The organism is Marinobacter sp. NFXS9 (assembly GCF_040148665.1).
Taxonomy (GTDB): Bacteria; Pseudomonadota; Gammaproteobacteria; order Pseudomonadales; family Oleiphilaceae; genus Marinobacter_A; species Marinobacter_A mangrovi.
In genome coordinates, this window is record NZ_JAGDDW010000004.1 from 76,893 (window position 1) to 93,439 (window position 16,547).

General features: G+C 64.0%; 15 protein-coding genes and 1 riboswitch. Of the genes, 5 read left to right on the top strand and 10 right to left on the bottom strand.

Going from position 1 to position 16,547, the window contains the following annotated elements:
• Positions 1 to 84 precede the first annotated feature (84 nt).
• The 5 genes from J3364_RS08275 to J3364_RS08295 all read left to right on the top strand — a co-directional run bounded on the left by J3364_RS08275 (position 85) and on the right by J3364_RS08295 (position 5,885).
• Positions 85 to 1,080 carry a dihydroxyacetone kinase subunit DhaK gene (locus J3364_RS08275; protein ID WP_349557900.1) on the top strand — a complete coding sequence of 332 codons (996 nt, stop codon included), beginning with the start codon at positions 85 to 87 and terminating at the stop codon, positions 1,078 to 1,080.
• A 27-nt stretch (positions 1,081 to 1,107) separates the two neighbouring features.
• Positions 1,108 to 1,761: a dihydroxyacetone kinase subunit DhaL gene (gene dhaL, locus J3364_RS08280; protein ID WP_349557901.1), complete on the top strand. Its 654-nt coding sequence runs from the start codon at positions 1,108 to 1,110 to the stop codon at positions 1,759 to 1,761.
• A gap of 223 nt (positions 1,762 to 1,984) precedes the next feature.
• Complete coding sequence (gene tal, locus J3364_RS08285; RefSeq protein ID WP_349557902.1) at positions 1,985 to 2,944, top strand: transaldolase; 960 nt, start codon at positions 1,985 to 1,987, stop codon at positions 2,942 to 2,944.
• 21 nt (positions 2,945 to 2,965) lie between these two features.
• On the top strand, positions 2,966 to 4,954 hold the full coding sequence (tkt, locus tag J3364_RS08290) for a transketolase (RefSeq protein ID WP_349557903.1): 1,989 nt from the start codon (positions 2,966 to 2,968) through the stop codon (positions 4,952 to 4,954).
• 98 nt (positions 4,955 to 5,052) lie between these two features.
• Positions 5,053 to 5,203: riboswitch (FMN riboswitch) on the top strand.
• Between the two features lie 184 nt (positions 5,204 to 5,387).
• Positions 5,388 to 5,885, top strand: coding sequence for a 6,7-dimethyl-8-ribityllumazine synthase (locus J3364_RS08295; RefSeq protein ID WP_349557904.1), 498 nt, complete (start codon positions 5,388 to 5,390; stop codon positions 5,883 to 5,885).
• Positions 5,886 to 6,330: 445 nt separating this feature from the next.
• On the opposite strand, the gene J3364_RS08300 is transcribed toward J3364_RS08295, so the two are convergent.
• The 10 genes from J3364_RS08300 to J3364_RS08345 form a co-directional block, all read right to left on the bottom strand.
• A complete protein-coding gene (locus tag J3364_RS08300; protein WP_349557905.1) occupies positions 6,331 to 7,284 on the bottom strand; it encodes an isopenicillin N synthase family dioxygenase in 954 nt (317 codons plus the stop codon).
• 21 nt (positions 7,285 to 7,305) lie between these two features.
• Positions 7,306 to 8,652, bottom strand: a complete 1,347-nt coding sequence (locus tag J3364_RS08305; protein ID WP_349557906.1) for an amidohydrolase family protein — start codon at positions 8,650 to 8,652, stop codon at positions 7,306 to 7,308.
• 6 nt (positions 8,653 to 8,658) lie between these two features.
• The gene (locus J3364_RS08310; protein WP_349557908.1) at positions 8,659 to 9,150 is read right to left on the bottom strand and encodes an ureidoglycolate lyase; all 492 of its coding nucleotides are present in this window, start codon (positions 9,148 to 9,150) and stop codon (positions 8,659 to 8,661) included.
• Positions 9,147 to 10,163, bottom strand: a complete 1,017-nt coding sequence (alc, locus tag J3364_RS08315) for an allantoicase (RefSeq protein WP_349557909.1) — start codon at positions 10,161 to 10,163, stop codon at positions 9,147 to 9,149. The genes J3364_RS08310 and alc overlap by 4 nt, the downstream gene beginning before the upstream one ends.
• A gap of 196 nt (positions 10,164 to 10,359) precedes the next feature.
• The gene (gene puuE / locus J3364_RS08320; RefSeq protein ID WP_349557911.1) at positions 10,360 to 11,286 is read right to left on the bottom strand and encodes an allantoinase PuuE; all 927 of its coding nucleotides are present in this window, start codon (positions 11,284 to 11,286) and stop codon (positions 10,360 to 10,362) included.
• Positions 11,279 to 11,980 carry a TetR/AcrR family transcriptional regulator gene (locus J3364_RS08325; protein WP_349557912.1) on the bottom strand — a complete coding sequence of 234 codons (702 nt, stop codon included), beginning with the start codon at positions 11,978 to 11,980 and terminating at the stop codon, positions 11,279 to 11,281. The genes puuE and J3364_RS08325 overlap by 8 nt, the downstream gene beginning before the upstream one ends.
• Before the next feature lie 57 nt (positions 11,981 to 12,037).
• The gene (locus J3364_RS08330) at positions 12,038 to 12,814 is read right to left on the bottom strand and encodes an outer membrane protein OmpK (protein ID WP_349557913.1); all 777 of its coding nucleotides are present in this window, start codon (positions 12,812 to 12,814) and stop codon (positions 12,038 to 12,040) included.
• 158 nt (positions 12,815 to 12,972) lie between these two features.
• Positions 12,973 to 13,899, bottom strand: coding sequence for an ABC transporter permease (locus J3364_RS08335; protein ID WP_349557914.1), 927 nt, complete (start codon positions 13,897 to 13,899; stop codon positions 12,973 to 12,975).
• A 1-nt stretch (position 13,900) separates the two neighbouring features.
• Entirely contained in the window at positions 13,901 to 15,010 is a 1,110-nt protein-coding gene (locus J3364_RS08340) for an ABC transporter permease (RefSeq protein ID WP_349557915.1), read from the bottom strand.
• Positions 14,997 to 16,538 (bottom strand): ABC transporter ATP-binding protein, encoded by a 1,542-nt coding sequence (locus J3364_RS08345; protein WP_349557916.1) that lies wholly within the window; start codon positions 16,536 to 16,538, stop codon positions 14,997 to 14,999. The genes J3364_RS08340 and J3364_RS08345 overlap by 14 nt, the downstream gene beginning before the upstream one ends.
• Positions 16,539 to 16,547: the final 9 nt, after the last annotated feature.

The window sequence follows — 16,547 nt, forward strand, 5'->3', positions numbered from 1 at the left end:
GGGCGTCGGACCGGGAGGCTTCTAAGATGGACTCTCGGTCGATCATTGGATTCACAACAACAACCCGTCCATGAGGTAGGTCCCATGCAACGCATCATCAACGATCCCGATAACGTGGTGGATGACGCCGTACGCGGTTATCTGCGCGCCTCCCCCACCCTGTACGCGGCCACGGATCATCCGCGGGTCCTGAAATACGCAGGCAACGTCAGCGCGGATAAAGTGGGCGTGGTCACCGGCGGTGGCTCCGGGCACGAACCCGCCTTTCTCGGCTATGTCGGGGAAGGGCTGTGCGACGCCGTCGCCATCGGCGAAATCTTTTCCTCCCCCACCGCCGACGCCTTCCACAAAGCGTTCGCCGCCGCCGATCGCGGTCGGGGCGTGGCCTGCCTCTACGGCAACTACGCCGGCGACAACATGAACGTGAAGCTGGCCCGGCAGATGGCGGAGCTGGACGACATTGAAGTGCAGACGGTAGTCGCGCGGGATGACGTGGCCTCGGCCCCCGCCGATCAGCGCGACAAGCGGCGCGGCGTAGCCGGCGAAATCATGATGTGGAAGATCGGGGGCGCCGCGGCCGCCCGGGGCGACAACCTGAATGAAGTGATCCGGCTGGCCCAGAAGGCGGTCGACGCCTGCTCCAGCATCGGCGTAGGCCTCTCAAGCTGCACCATTCCCGCCAACGGCAAACCGAATTTCTCCATCGAGCCGGGCAAGATGGAACTGGGCATCGGCCACCACGGTGAGCCGGGAATAGAGGTCACCGATCTCACCTCGGCAAAAGAGATCGCCGCGACGATGTGTAAGCCCATCCTCGAAGACCGCCCGTTCAACCGGGGAGACGACGTCGCCGTGCTGGTCTCCGGCCTGGGCGCCACACCGGTGATGGAACTGAACCTGCTCTACGCCGAGGTGGCGGACATCCTGGAAGAGGCGGGCATCACCGTTCACCGCACCTACATCGGCAACTACTTCACGTCGCTGGAGATGATGGGCGCCACCCTGACCCTGATGAAACTCGACGACGAACTGAAAACATTGCTCGATGCCCCGGCAACGTCCCTGGCCCTCAGCCAGTGATGCCCGCGGCCACCTGGGAGACCGATCATGTACTACCTGGATACCTCAAAAGGCCATGACATCCTGCAGGATCTCGTGGCCGTGATTCTGGAAAACAAGAACTATCTGAGCGAAGTGGACGGCGCCATCGGCGACGGCGACCACGGCATCAACATGGCCAAGGGCTTTCGCCAGTGCGGCGAGGCCATCGACGGCCAGTCACTGTCACTGTCCAAGGGCCTGGGAAAACTGGCCAGCGTGCTGATGGGCTCCATCGGCGGGTCCATGGGACCGCTCTATGGCAGCCTGTTCCTGGGCATGGCCACCGCCGTCAAGGACAAGGAGACCGTAGACGAGGCCGTTTTCGGCGAAATGCTGGCGAGCGGGTTGCGCTCGCTGCAGGACATCAGCGATGCCCAGGTGGGCGACAAGTGTCTGCTGGATACGCTGGTGCCGGCGGTCGAGGCCTACCAGCAGGCTGTGACCAACGGCGACGACTTCACCGTGGCGCTGGAGCGTCTGCGTCAGAGTGCCGAACAGGGCAAGGAATCGACCCGGGACCTGGTCTCGAACATCGGACGCTCGGCCCGACTGGGTGAACGCTCCCGCGGGCATCTGGATGCCGGCGCGGTGTCCTGCTGCCTGCTCCTGAAACAACTGGCGGACAGCACCGAGTCTCGCCTGCAGCAACAGGCGGCCTAAGGAGGCCGTCGATTTCGGGGCGCCGCCCATTATTGAGGCCGCCCCGCCAAGCCTTCCCTGCTTCAAACCGCCGGGCCGTCACGTTCACGACACCGCCCCCAGCGGACACTGTGATGGTTGAACGCCACCGGCACCGAGCCTGATGCTCACCGGCCCGGTTTCCATGGATTCAACGATCGCAGCATCCACATTCTGCCGTTCCCGGATCAAGAGGAGCCCAGTCATGCCATCGCAACTCGACGCTCTCAAAGCCCATTCACTGGTTGTGGCCGACACCGGCGACCCGGCCGTCATGCGGCGCTACACCCCGCAGGACGCCACCACCAACCCGTCCCTGATTCTCAAAGCCTTCGAACTGCCCGACTACCAACCGCTGATCGACCGGGAACTGCAGGCCATCGCCGGCTCCGGTACCGACCGTTCGCAGCAGGTGTCCCAGGCCGTCGACGTGTTGTCCGTGGCCATGGGCTGCGAAATCGCCCAGCTGGTGCCGGGCAGGGTGTCCACCGAAGTGGCCGCGCGCCTGTCTTTCGACACCGACGCCAGCATCCGCAAGGCGTTTGAACTGATCGAGCAATACGAGCAGCGCGGCGTCGACCGCGAGCGCGTGCTGATCAAGCTGGCTTCCACCTGGGAAGGCATTCGCGCCGCCGAGGTGCTGGAAAAGGAAGGTATCCAGTGCAACCTGACCCTGCTGTTCAGTGACGCCCAGGCCCAGGCCTGTTTCGACGCCGGCGTGTTTCTGGTTTCCCCCTTCGTGGGCCGGGTGACCGACTGGTACAAACAGCAAACCGGCGAGGACTACACGCCGGACAACGATCCCGGCGTGCGCTTCGTGCGCGGTGTCTGCGAGCGGGTCAACGCCGGTGGCTACGACACGGTGGTGATGGGCGCCAGCTTCCGCAATACCGGCCAGGTGCTGGCGTTGGCCGGCTGCCCGCGGTTGACCATCTCGCCGGCACTGCTGGAGGCACTGGCGGCTACCGAGGGCCCGGTCGAGCCACAGGTCCGCCCGTCCGGCGGGAACGGCCAGCCCGCGACACCCCTGTCCGAAGCGGACTTCCGCTGGGGCCACAACCAGGACGCCATGGCCAACGACAAGCTGGCCGAAGGCATTCGCCGCTTCGCCGCCGATCAGGAGCGCCTGGAGCAGCTGATCGCCGATCGACTTTCCGCACGCTGATCCATTCCTAGGAGGATTCTCATGCCATCCCGTTTCGAATTGGCCAACGCCGTCCGCGCCCTGTCCATGGACGCGGTCCAGAAAGCTGCCAGCGGCCACCCCGGCGCGCCCATGGGGCAGGCGGACATCGCCGAAGTCCTGTGGAACGACTTCCTGAGCCACAATCCCGGCAACCCGGACTGGCCCAACCGCGACCGCTTCGTGATGTCCAACGGCCACGGGTCGATGCTGCAATACGCGCTGCTGCACCTGTCCGGTTATGACGTGAGCCTCGACGACCTCCAGCAGTTCCGCCAACTGCATTCGAAAACGCCGGGGCACCCGGAATACGGCTACACGCCCGGCATTGAGACCACCACCGGCCCGCTGGGCCAGGGCCTGGCCAACGCGGTGGGCATGGCGCTGGCCGAGCGCACCCTGGCGGCCCAGTTCAACCGGGACGGGCACCGGATCGTCGATCACCACACCTATTGCCTGGTCGGCGACGGCTGCCTGATGGAAGGCATCTCCCACGAAGCTGCCGCGCTCGCCGGCACCCAGGGGCTGGGCAAGCTGATCGTGTTCTATGACGACAACGGCATTTCCATCGACGGCGAGGTGGAAGGCTGGTTTACCGACGACACCGCGAAGCGCTTCGAGTCCTACCATTGGCACGTCCAGTCCGTGGATGGGCACGATCCGGAATCCGTCCGCGCTGCCATCGAACAGGCCCGCTCGGAAGCGGATCGCCCCAGCCTGCTGATCTGCAAAACGGTCATCGGCTTCGGCGCGCCCAACAAGCAGGGCAAGGAAGAAGCCCACGGCGCGGCACTGGGCGAGGAGGAAGTCGCCGCCGCCCGGGTCCAACTGGACTGGCCGCACGCTGCCTTTCACATCCCGCAATCCATCTACGACGGCTGGGATGCCCGGGCCACCGGCGCCCGGCTGGAAACCGAGTGGAATCGACGCTTTGCCCGCTACGCCGAAGCCTTCCCGGATGCCGCCAAAGACTTCGAGCGGCGCATGGCGGGCGAACTGCCGGCCGCGCTGGATAAGCTGGATCTCGTGGGTGAGGCCGAAGCGCGTTCAGAATCCATCGCCTCCCGCAAGGCCTCCCTGGGTTGCCTCAACGCCCTGGGCCCAAACCTGCCGGAACTGCTGGGCGGCAGCGCCGACCTGGCTCCGTCCAACCTCACCTTCTGGGACGGCGCCGAGGCGATCAGCACGGACGCGCCCGGGGGCAACTACCTGCACTACGGTGTGCGGGAATTCGGCATGGCGGCCATCATGAACGGCATCGCCCTGCACGGCGGTTTCGTGCCCTATGGCGCCACCTTCCTGATCTTCTCCGAGTACATGCGCAACGCGGTGCGCATGGCGGCGCTGATGAAGCAGCGGGTGATCCATGTGTTCACCCACGACTCCATCGGCCTGGGCGAGGACGGCCCGACCCACCAGCCCATCGAACAGCTGGCCACGCTGAGGGCCACGCCCAACCTGTCCACCTGGCGTCCGGCGGATGCCGTGGAAACCGCGGTGGCCTGGAAGGCTGCCCTGAACCGTGAAGACGGGCCCACCGCCCTGGTCTTCTCCCGCCAGGGCCTGCCCCATCAGACCCGAACCGATGAGCAGATCGCCAACATCCAGCGGGGCGGCTACGTGCTGAAAGACTGTGCCGGCGAGCCCGAGCTGATCCTGATCGCCACAGGCTCGGAAGTCAGCCTGGCCATGGGGGCTGCCGACAGCCTCACCGCGAAGGGGCGCGCCGTGCGTGTGGTCTCCATGCCCAGTTGCGACTCTTTCGATGCCCAGCCGGCCGACTACCGGGAACAGGTGCTGCCGTCCGCCGTGAAGGCGCGGCTGGCGATCGAGGCCGGACATCCCGATGGCTGGTACAAGTATGTCGGGCTCGACGGCCGCGTGATCGGCATGAACACCTTCGGCGAGTCCGCGCCGGCGCCAGAATTGTTCAAGGCGTTCGGCTTTACCGTGGATAACGTGCTGGCCGAGGCGGAGTCACTGCTCGGCTGAGCCGATTGGCCATGCCTCACGTCACCTGACGGTCAATCCGGCACTGGTGGCGAAGCGCCACACCGCATACAATGGCGTCGCCCGTGGAATGCCACGGGCTTCGTTCTCAGGGCGGGGTGAAAGTCCCCACCGGCGGTGATGGCGCATGGCGCCTCAGCCCGCGAGCGCCTCAGGGCTTTGCCCGGAGGGTCAGCAGATTCGGTTAAAATCCGAAGCCGACGGTGATAGTCCGGATGGAAGAGAAGGAACGATTGAAAAGTCCAGACCGCGGATGAACCACGGGGCGCACAGCCTCCTGCGTTTTCCGCCGTATGCCATTTTCTGCGTTTCCAGATGGCATGGCCGCAGAGCGTTGCGAACGCTGTCGGTTGTGCCTGCATGCCCTGATTCTAGTGACTGGAGCTCATCAAAGGCTCCCCATGAGAGATCAACTATGAATCAGCAAACCTCCTTGAACCTTTCCGACGCCAGCCGCAACCAGCGTATCGCCTTTATCCAGGGCAACTGGCACCTCGACATCATCGATCAGGCGCGCGAAGCCTTCCTGGCGGAAGTCAGCCAGCATGGTCTGGACGCCGATCAGGTGGACGTCATCACCGTGGCCGGGGCTTTTGAAATCCCGTTGCAGGCCAAGCTGCTGGCCGAAAGCGGCCAGTATGGTGCGATCGTTGGCGCCGGCTTCGTGGTGGACGGCGGCATCTACCGCCATGAGTTCGTCGCCCAGGCGGTGATCGACGGGCTGATGAGGGTACAGCTGGATACGAGCGTGCCGGTCCTGTCTGCCGTGCTGACGCCGCACCATTTCCACGAACATGCGACGCACCACGACTACTTCTACAAGCACTTCTCCGAGAAAGGCGTGGAAGTGGCGCGGGCGTGCCTGATGACGCTGGAGAATATGGAACAGGCGCGGAAGCTGACGGCCCAATAGGTGAGAAGGGCTGCCTCTGGGATGAGGCAGCCCGATAGCGTAGGTTGGGCTGACGCAGGAAGCCCAACAATCCCTGGCCTTCCGTTCATCTCCTTGCCCATCCTCAAAGATCGATATCCTCTAGCCGAACCAGCCTGATTGCTGCCATGGGAGCGGAGCTCTTGTGTTGGGCTTCCTACGTCAGCCCAACCTACGGTGATCGCTCCAGGGCGAACGAATCATAGCCAATAGGGGTCTTGCAGAGGGCCCGATCGAAACCAATGGATGCCATCGCTGGAGCAGAGGACAGGATGTCCTCGTCGCATAAGCGGCCATGGACGGACCTCTTGGGCGACGGAAGCGGTGGCATTCATTGGTTTCAGGCACCCAAGGTCGGCTTACGACGCCTCCATCCATCGTTCCAATGCGAAAACGATGGGGTTTACAACGCCCTTCAAAGCAAGCACTACGTCCTATCCGCCACCCGATGCTCATAAGTGGCATCCAACCGCGACTTCAGATAATCCGCAAACGTCACCGGCGCGTACTTGGGTGTCTCGTCCGGGTAGATGTCCCGCGGGTCCACCACCGAATCCGGATTGGCTTCCAGGAAGTAAGCAATGGAATAGCGCTCCTGCTCCGGCGGGCGTACGCGATGCGGGGTGGACACGTAGGTGTCGTTGCTCCAGCGCATCAGGCAGTCGCCGATGTTGCAGACGAACGCGCCTTCCACGTGAGGGGCGTCGATCCATTCGCCCTGACGGGTCAGCACTTCCAGCCCCGCCACCTTGTCGGTGGCCAGCAGGGTCAGATTGCCGTAGTCCGTGTGAGCGCCAGCGCCACCGTCCCTGCGATCGGACTGCCCGGCACTGGCCGGGTAATGCAGGATGCGCATGGTCACGACCGGCTCGGCAAGATGCTTGGCAAAGAAATCCTCGGGGACGTCCAGATCCAGGCTGAAACCGCGATGGATCACCCGCCCCAGATCCAGGCAGGCGTCGAAATACGCCAGCATGCTGTCCCGCCAGCCGTCCAACTCCGGCCAGAAATTCACGCCGCGAAACGGCTTGCCCGCTACCACTTCCGGATGGTCTTCCGGCAGTTCCACGCCCAGGTTGAACGCTTCCTTCATGTCGGCGCCGGATTCCGGATTCAGCTTCTCGTCCGCCATGGCCACGTAGCCGCGGTTGTGAGGCGAGCGCTTGATGGACAGCGCCTGCTTGTCGTCCACCGGCAGGGCAAAGAAACGCTGGGACGCGGCAAAGGCCGTATCGATCACCGACTGGGAAATGCCGTGATCCACGGCGTAGAAGAAGCCCACCTCACGGCAGGCGCGACCCAGCTCGGCAGCCGTCTTGCGGCGCTCTTCAATATCGTCGCTGCGCAGGCCGGCGATGGAAATCAGGGGAATTTCTTTCATGTTGTGCTCCTAAGAGCCCCTCTAAACCATGTCCACACGGAGATGATCCAGAGCACGGCATCGTTCATACAGGGACAGGCCACAGGCTTGTGCCGTGGCGACCACGTGGCCCTCGTCGACCTGTGTCGACCGACCGTTCTCAATCAGGCAGCGCCCGTCCACCCAGACGTGGGTGACGTTGCTGCCATGCGCGGCAAACACCAGATTCCATAACCCGTTGCCGCCATCCTCCCTGATGTCGTGGGGCGTCAGGTTGGGCGCCCCCAGGTCCAGCATCACGAGGTCGGCTTTCTTGCCCACCTCGATCGATCCGATCTCCCCGTCCAGCCCCAGCGCTTTGGCGCCGTCGATGGTGGCCATGCGCAGGATCCGGTCCGCCGGCAGCGCGGTAGCATCCAGCCGCGTGGCTTTCTGGATCAGGGAGGCGAATTTCATTTCCTCGAACAGGTCGAGGCTGTTATTGCACACCGGACCATCGGTGCCCAGCCCGAGCGTCAGCCCCGCCGCCAGCATGTCCGGCGTGCGGGCCACACCGCTGGCGAGCTTGGCGTTGCTGACCGGGCAATGGGCAATCGAGGTGCCGGTGTCGGCCAGGCGCTTGATCTCGTCGTCGTTGAGCCAGACGCAGTGGGCGATCAGGGTCTTTTCCCCCAAAACGCCGTAATGGTCCAGCATACCGATGGAGCGACGGCCGAAAGCCTCCAGCACCGCCGCTTCCTCTTCCTTCTGTTCGCAGGCGTGGGTGTGGATGCCCACACCGTACTCCTGCTGGCACCGCACCGCGTCGCGGTAGGCGTCCTCGCTGCAGTAGAACAGGTGCTCCAGTCCCATCCACACCTGGATGCGACCGGACTGGCTGCCGTGGTGGGTCCGGATCAGGCGTTTATTCTCGTCACGGGTGGCAAAGAAATCCTTGCCCGGCTGGTCCGCCACATAGGGCGCGAGATTCACCCGCAGGCCGATTTCACCCGCCGCATCGGCGCAGCGATCCATGAAGCGGAACATGTCCATGACGCAGGTGGTGCCGCCTTTGAGCGCTTCGAGGTAACACAAGCGGGCCGAGTGGTAGGCGTCCTCTTCGGTGAGCGCCCGGTGTTCGAGCTGGTAGTGCGGCAGCCATTCCATCAGCGGCATGTTCTCCGTCACACCGCGCATCAGGCTGGAATGGGAGTGGGCATCCACGAGACCGGGAATCAGCACCTTGCCGCGACCGTCCACCACCGGGCAATCCGCCGGCAGCTCAATGGCCTCGGACGGTCCGACGGCGCGAATGCGGTCGTCTTCCACGAGGACGGTGGCATCCGGGATGACGGTGTTATGGGGATCGACCGTGAACACAGCCGCGTGGGCGATGGCGAAACGGGACATATCACATCACTCCGGCCGGACCGGCGGGTCCAGATCGACGGTATCGCAGTTGTCCCCCGGGCCGCGACGGTCCACCACCAGGAAGTCCGCGTCACGGTTCACCGGCAGCAGCGGCGCGTGCCAAGTGCCGGCGTGATAGTTCACACCCTGCCCCGGCTCGGCCCGGAAGACGCGAACCTGCGCCGGATCGAAGTCGCCCGGCGGCGCCACCACCACCCAGTAAGGCTGCTCGCCCAGCGGCATGAACGCCTGACTGCCCTGCGGGTGACGCTCCATCAGGTCGATCAGCAACGGTTCCAAAGGCTGGCCGCGGAAGATGGAAATAATCGCATCGGCGCCCTCGCCCAGTGTTTCCACCGCCGCCAGCGCGTGAAAACGTTCGGTGCGACCGGCGTTGATGGGGAACGAGGCCGAACCCTCGGCCTGAATCACGTCACCAAAGGGCGCAAATGCTTCACGGGTCAGCGGTTGGACCGAAACGGTTCGCGGGCTGCTCATTTTACCGCTTTCCCCCAGAGACGGACCCGGCTGATCCCGCCGTCGGGAATGCTGTTCACCCGGATGTGGGTGATCGCTCCCAGGTCGTTCAGTTCGCTGAATTCATGGATCGCGTCGGCCGTCAGCGGCTGCTCGTCGAGCAGGGTCTCCCAGAACATGCTCTGGGTGATGATGGACTGGGGCGTGCCCTGCTCCACACAGGCGGCCTGAATCGAGACGCGGTCCGGAAAGTTGCCCTTGAAATGGGCGGTGTCGATCTCGAGGCCTTCGGCGATGCCCTTGTGGCCCAGCTTGAGGATGCACCACTCGTTGCCCGGTTCACGGCGGCGGCGGGTTTCCCAGCCATCGCCCATGTTGATGCCCCGGCCCGGGCGCAGCAGCTTGCGCGGCTCGCCGTAGTGCGCGTCACTCCAGGCCACCTGATCGCCGCCGTTGGCCAGTGCCAGCAGGTCCAGGCGTTCGTCGGCGCTGCGGTTGTCCCAGTCGCAGAACGGCTGGCCGTAGACCCGGAAACGGGCCATGCCGCCGTCGGGCCAGATGTGCAGCCGCAGGTGGGTCCAGGGGCCGGAAGCGGCCAGTGTTTCAAAGCGATGGTCGTTACCGGACAGGGACACCGCCGGGAGGATTTCCTGCCACTCTGCATCGTTGTCCGGATCGCTGTCCGGTGACCAGCAGGCCTCGACGGACGCCGCCGGGGCGAAGTTGCCGGTGAAGAAGCTGGTGTCGAAATCCACCCCGTGCAGCACGCCGGGCATCGCCAGGCGAACGATGCACCAGTCGTGGCCCGTGTTGCGACGGCGGCGGGTTTCCCAGCCGTCCATCCACTTGCCGTGGTCGTCGTACTTGTCCGGGTAGAAGCGCGCGGGTTCCGGGTCCAGCATGCGATCGCGCGGGGCGAAGAATTCGTCGGTGACCCAGGTGACCTCGGCGCCGAGGCTGCCGTCGGCGAGGTTCAGGTAGTCCCGGGAAAAATCAGGCCCTTCGATGATCGGGGCGATTTGTACATCACTCATGTTGTGTTGGCTCTTTAGTTTTGGAGTGGTCTTCGTTCCCTCTCTCCAAACCTCTCTCCCTCCAGGGGAGAGAGGCTTAATGGCCGGCGAACTCGAAGCAGGCCTATAAGCTCCCCTCTCCCCTGGAGGGAGAGGGGCCGGGGGAGAGGGGGAGCAGGCCAAAGGCCTGCCCAACTCCCAATTGGTTCCTGGTTCCTCAAGCCGGCCGGTACGGATGCTCCGCCTTCCAATGCCGCGCAATATCCAACCGCCGGCAAATCCAAACCTGATCGTGCTTCTGGATGTAGTCGAGGAACCGCTGCAGGGCCCGGAAGCGACCCGGCCGACCGACCAGCCGGCAGTGCAGCCCGACGGACAGCATCTTCGGCGTTTCGGCGCCTTCCTCGTAAAGCACGTCGAACGCGTCCTTCAGGTACTGGAAGAACTGCTCGCCGGAGTTGAAGCCCTGGTTGGTGGCGAAGCGCATGTCGTTGGTGTCCAGCGTGTAGGGCACCACCAGGTGCGATCTCTGCTCGCCGTCGCGGGTCTCGACGGTGGTCCAGAACGGCAGGTCGTCGCCGTAGTAATCGCTGTCGTATTCAAAACCGCCGGTTTCCACCACCAGACGGCGGGTGTTCGGGCTGTCGCGGCCGGTGTACCAGCCCAGCGGGCGGTTGCCGGTCAGTTCGGTCTGGATGGCGATGGCCTGCTCCATGTGCTCCCGCTCGCGGGATTCCTCAACGTCCTGGTAATGGATCCAGCGCAGGCCGTGACAGGCAATCTCGTGGCCATCGTCGATAAACGCCTGGGTGACCTCCGGGTTGCGCTGCAGCGCCATGGCCACGCCAAACACCGTCAACGGCAGGTCACGCTTTCTGAACTCGCGCAGGACACGCCAGACACCGGCGCGGGAGCCGTACTCGTAGATCGACTCCATGCTCATGTGCCGGTCCGGATAGGGCTGCGCGCCGATGATCTCGGACAGGAACATCTCGGAATGGCTGTCCCCGTGCAGGACGCAGTTTTCACCGCCTTCCTCGTAATTCAGGACAAACTGCACCGCAATGCGCGCTTTTCCCGGCCAGTTGGCCTTGGGAGGTTCCGCGCCATAGCCGCGCAGATCGCGGGGGTAATGCTCACTCATGGTCATGGGTCTTGGGCTCCAATCCGCAACCACGCAGGATCACGCCGGTGAGGAAGTTGGCGGCGTGCTCGAAATCCTGCGCTTCGTATTCGGCCTTGTTCTCCACCATCAGGATCTGGACCTGGAAGTCCGCGTAATGCTGGGTCGAGGACCAGATCAGGAAGATGAGCTGCACCGGATCGACCGGCGCCATGCGGCCGTCATCGATCCACTGCTGAATCACTTTGGCCCGTCCCCGCACCCATTCGCGCATGTTGGTGCGCAGGTGGTCCTTGAGGAAGGGCGCACCCTGGATGATCTCCTGGGCAAACAGGCGGGACGCCATGGGGTGTTGGCGGGACATCTCCACCTTGGTCCGGATGAAGGTTTCCAGTGCCTCCGCCGGATCGTCGTCCGGGCTGATTTCGGAGAACACGGCATTCCAGCGGCTCATGATGTCGTCGAACAGCGCCGAATAGATGCGCTGCTTGTTGCTGAAGTAATACAGCACGTTGGACTTGGGCAACTCCGCCCGCTCGGCGATGTTCTGGATCGTGGCCCCGCGGAAGCCGTGGTGGGCAAACTCCTCCTCGGCGGCGGCGATGATCCGTTCCCGATTCTTCTCCCGAATGCGTCCCGGACGGTATCGACGTGTCCGGCCTTTCTCCGGTGTGTCCTCGATCTCGTTGATGTTCGCTTCAGGTTGCAGAGTCATGGGCATCCATCGCTGTCTGGGCGGGGGAGCCCGCCATCGGACTCCCCCGGGTTGGCGTTAGAAGTGGAACTTCACAAGGGCACTGACCGCGCTCTCGGTCCCGTAAATGTCATCATCACCGACTCCGTACTTGTTGTTCCAGTAGGAGTACTCGATACCGGCATACAGCACGCCCGGATTGCCGGTGAAGTTACCCAGGTCCAGCTTGAACTGGGGATTGAAGTGCATCTCGGACGCGTGATCTCCTTCGGCCGTTGACCAGTCCATATAGCCGTCGAACAGGAATCGCGCGGGGCCCACTTCGAACGGCGAGCCCCAGGTGACGGTCAGCTGCCAGTCGTTGTCCGGATCGCTGAATCCGGCGGCACTGCTGTTGTTACTGGCATAGTACCCAACGGTGTTGAAGTACTGGAAGCCGGGCAGATCCCAGGACAGACCGAAGCCCGTCAGGATGTTGTTCTGTTCCGGGGCACCGCCGTACTCATAGGTGCCGGCCAGGTAGACGTCCTTCACCGGACCGAAGCTGAGATCATTCCCGGTGAGCCAGCCGAGGCTCAGTGAGGGCGAGAACTCGCCATAGACGTTGTCGTTGCCCTTATCCGGTCCGCGACCGTGATTGCGGTCAAAGAACAGGAAGGTCCCGCCCCAGTCGTGCGCCGTAACGTTCTCGAAGGTGAAGACGGTGTCTTCCTCCTGACGGTCGCCGTACGCTTCATAGTCGGCGCTGTGCAGCAGTGAGATGCTGGAGTCCGAAAAGAACTTTTCCGCGTGGGCCGCCGGCATACAGGCCGCCGTTACACAGGTCACTAGCAGTGTTTTACGAAGTGCATTCATGGTCGAAGTATCCTCTGTCATTTATTTTGCGGCGGTTCGGAGAGCCCCCTGAGTCGCCTTTTTCATCGTTGGCAGTGGCATTTTTCGTTATTGAAACTTGTCTACTCGCAAGCTTGTCGGGGCGGCCGTTACATTGACGGCCTCCCATTTCTTCTTTCCTAACGACTGGGCCGCCAGGGTTGACCGATGGACAGCGGCGTATGCAGCCGCGTCCGGGTCGGGTTCGCCGAAAGCAGGACCAGTACGATCACTGTCACCACGTACGGCAGCATGGCCAGCAGTTCCGGTGAGATGTCCCAGCCGAAGCCCTGCAACACCAGGTGCAGGATGCTGGCGAGGCCGAACAGGTAGGCGCCCAGCAGCACCCGCACCGGCCGCCAGGTGGCGAACACCACCAGCGCCAGGGCGATCCAGCCGCGGCCGGCGGTCATGCCCTCTGTCCACAGCGGCGTGTAGGCCAGGGACAGGTAAGCCCCCGCCAATCCCGCCATGGCACCGCCGAAGCTGACCGCCAGGTAGCGGATCAGCAGCACCGGCAGGCCGTTGGCGTTGGCCGATTCCGGCGATTCACCCACCGCCCGCAACAAAAGGCCTCCCCGGCTGTGGCGCAGGAAGACATAGACCGCCACGAAAAGCCCCAGGGAGACGTAAACCAGCAGGTCGTGATTGAACAGGACCGGGCCCAGCACTGGGATGTCGCTAAGGAACGGGATCGGCAGTTTGGTGAAACCGTCGATGGTCTTGCCCACGAAATCGGTGCCGACGAAGGCGCTCAGACCCGTGCCAAAGATGGTCAGGGCCAGACCGGCGGCGTACTGGTTCGCCGCCAGGGTAATGGCCATGAAGCCGAACAGCAGCGACATCCCCACCCCGGCGGCCATGCCGGCGACCACGCCGACCAGCAGGCTGCCGCTGGCGTAAACGCCAGCGAATCCGGCCACCGCGCCGATCAGCATCATGCCTTCCTGACCGAGGTTGAGGACGCCGGAGCGCTCGCAGATCAGTTCCCCCAGCGCGACGATCAGCAGCGGGGTGCCGGCCACCACAGTTGCAGCGAGAATATTGACGATCATGTCGGGACTCATCTCAGCTCTCCTGTGTGGCCAGTGGGGTGTTGGAACCGGCCGACGCCGACACGTGTTTGCGGGTCAGGCGTATCCGGTAGTGGATAAAGGCGTCGCAGGTGAGCAGGTAGAACAGAAGCAGCCCCTGGAACAGGCCGGTCATGGCCTTGGGCAGGTTCATGCCGATCTGCATCATCTCGCCCCCCAGAAACGTCAGCGCCAGCAGCGCACTGGCCAGGATCAGGCCGATCGCCCGCATGCGGCCGAGGAAGACAACGATGATGGCGGTGTAGCCGTAGCCCGGTGACACCTGCGGAATCAGCTGCCCGATCGGGCCGGTCACCTCGGAGGCCCCGGCCAGACCGGCCATGCCACCGGCCACCAGAAAGGCGAACCAGATCAGCCGCTTGCGCGGGAAGCCGGCGAATTCGGCGGCCTTGTGATCTTCCCCCAGCACCTTGAGCTGGAAGCCGATAAACGTGCGGGCGAACAGCACGCCCACCGTAACCGCCGCCAGCAGGGCGAACAGCAGGCCGATGTGCAGACGCGTGCCGGGAATCAGCATCGGCAGCAGGGCCGCGTTCCCAAACATCGCCGACTGCGGGAAGCTGAAGCCGTACGGATCCTTCAACGGCCCGTGCACCGCATACAGCAGCAGGTTCAGGGCGATGTAGTTGAGCATGATGGTGGTGAGGATTTCATTGCAGTGGAAATGCGTCTTCAGGAACGCCGCAATCGCCGACCACAGGGCGCCGCAGGCAATACCGGCCAGCAGCACCACCGGCAGGATCCAGAACCCGGAGCCTTCACCAAACTGCAGGGCCGCGATCGTGGCGCCCACTGCCCCCATCAGGAAATGGCCTTCCGCCCCGATGTTCCAGATCTTGGCACGGTAACAGATGGTCAAGCCGGCGGCGCACAGCAGCAATGGCGCAGCCTTCAAACCCAGTTCGGCCACGCCCACGGCGTCGCTGATCGGGACGATAAAGAACAGGCGCAGGCCTTCCAACGGGTCACGATCGAGGCCCAGGAAGATCAGAAAACCGGTGATGATGGTCAGCACCAGCGCCAGCAACGGCGACAGGTATTCCATCAGGCGGGAATCCACCGGGCGGCGTTCAAGCGACAGCATGGTTCACCTCCCCGGCCGCATCGGCAAAATCGCCGGCCATCCACTGCCCCAGCTGTTCAATGCTGAGGGATTCGGTAGGCACGAGCGGCGACAGCCGCCCGCCACAAATCGCACCCATGCGGGTACAGAGCTGGAACAGTTCATCGAGATCCTCGGAAATCAGCAGGACGGCCGCCCCCTTGTCGCGCAGCTCCACCAGCACCTGATGGATGGCCACCGCGGAGCCCACGTCCACACCCCAGGTGGGGTGGGAGGCCACCAGTAGTTTGGGCGCCTGCAGCGCTTCCCGACCGATAATGAATTTCTGGAGATTGCCGCCGGACAGGCTGCGTGCCGTGGCCTCGATGCCGTCCGACTTCACCTGAAAACGCTCGCGCACGCGGGTGGCATACTCGCGGACCTTGCGATAGGCCACCCAGCCTTTGCTCACCATCCCCTGGGCGGAGGCCGTCAGCAGCGTATTGTCCACCAGAGACAGGTCCGGGACGGCTCCACGGCCCAGCCGTTCTTCCGGCACCACCGCAATCCCGGCCCGGCGCCGCGCGTCCGGTCCCATTTGACCGACCGCCTGCCCGTCGAAGCGAATCTGCTCCGCCGGAGTCTGGTATTCACCCGACAGGGCGCGCAACAACTCGTCCTGGCCATTACCGGCCACCCCGGCGATGCCCACGATCTCACCGGCCCGCAGTTCCATGGTGATGTCACGCAGGGCGGTGCCGAAGGGGTCGTCGTTGACGTAACTGAGCCCACTCACTTCCAGCAGCGGCGCACCCGGTGAGGCGGGCGGCACATCGGTGCTGAGCGGGGTTTCGTCGCCGACCATCAGGCGGGCGATGGCGTCGGTCGAGGTTTCGGTGGGATCGCATTCACCGGTGACCTTGCCGTTGCGCAGGACGGTGGCGTGATGACACAGGTCGCGCACCTCCTGCAGCTTGTGGCTGATAAACAGGATGCTGCAGCCCTCGCTGGCCAGCTGGCGCAGGGTGCGGAACAGGTCGGCGACTTCCTGCGGGGTCAGCACCGAGGTGGGCTCGTCGAGAATCAGCAGGCGGCTGTCCTGGATCAGGCAGCGCACGATCTCCACCCGCTGGCGTTCGCCGGTGGACAGGCTGTGCACGTGGCGGCGCGGGTCCAGCGCCATGCCATAGTGGGTCGACACGTCGCGGATGCGCGCTTCGAGCTTCTTGCGATCCCTGGCCTCGCTGGCCGGCAGACCCAAGGCGATGTTCTCGGCAACGGTCAGCGTCTCGAACAGGGAGAAATGCTGGAAGACCATGCCAATTCCTAGCTGTCGGGCATGGGCCGGACCTTGCAAGGTCAGCTTTTCACCGTCCCAGTAAAGGGTGCCCTCGTCCGGCTGGATGACCCCGTAGATCACCTTCATCAGGGTGCTCTTGCCAGCCCCGTTCTCACCCAGCAGGGCGTGGATCTCACCGGGCGCCACCGTCAGGTCGATACCGTCGTTGGCCCGGCAACCAGGGTACTCCTTGACGATGTTCTCCAGACGTAGCCGTGCCGCTGCCGTCATTATTGAACC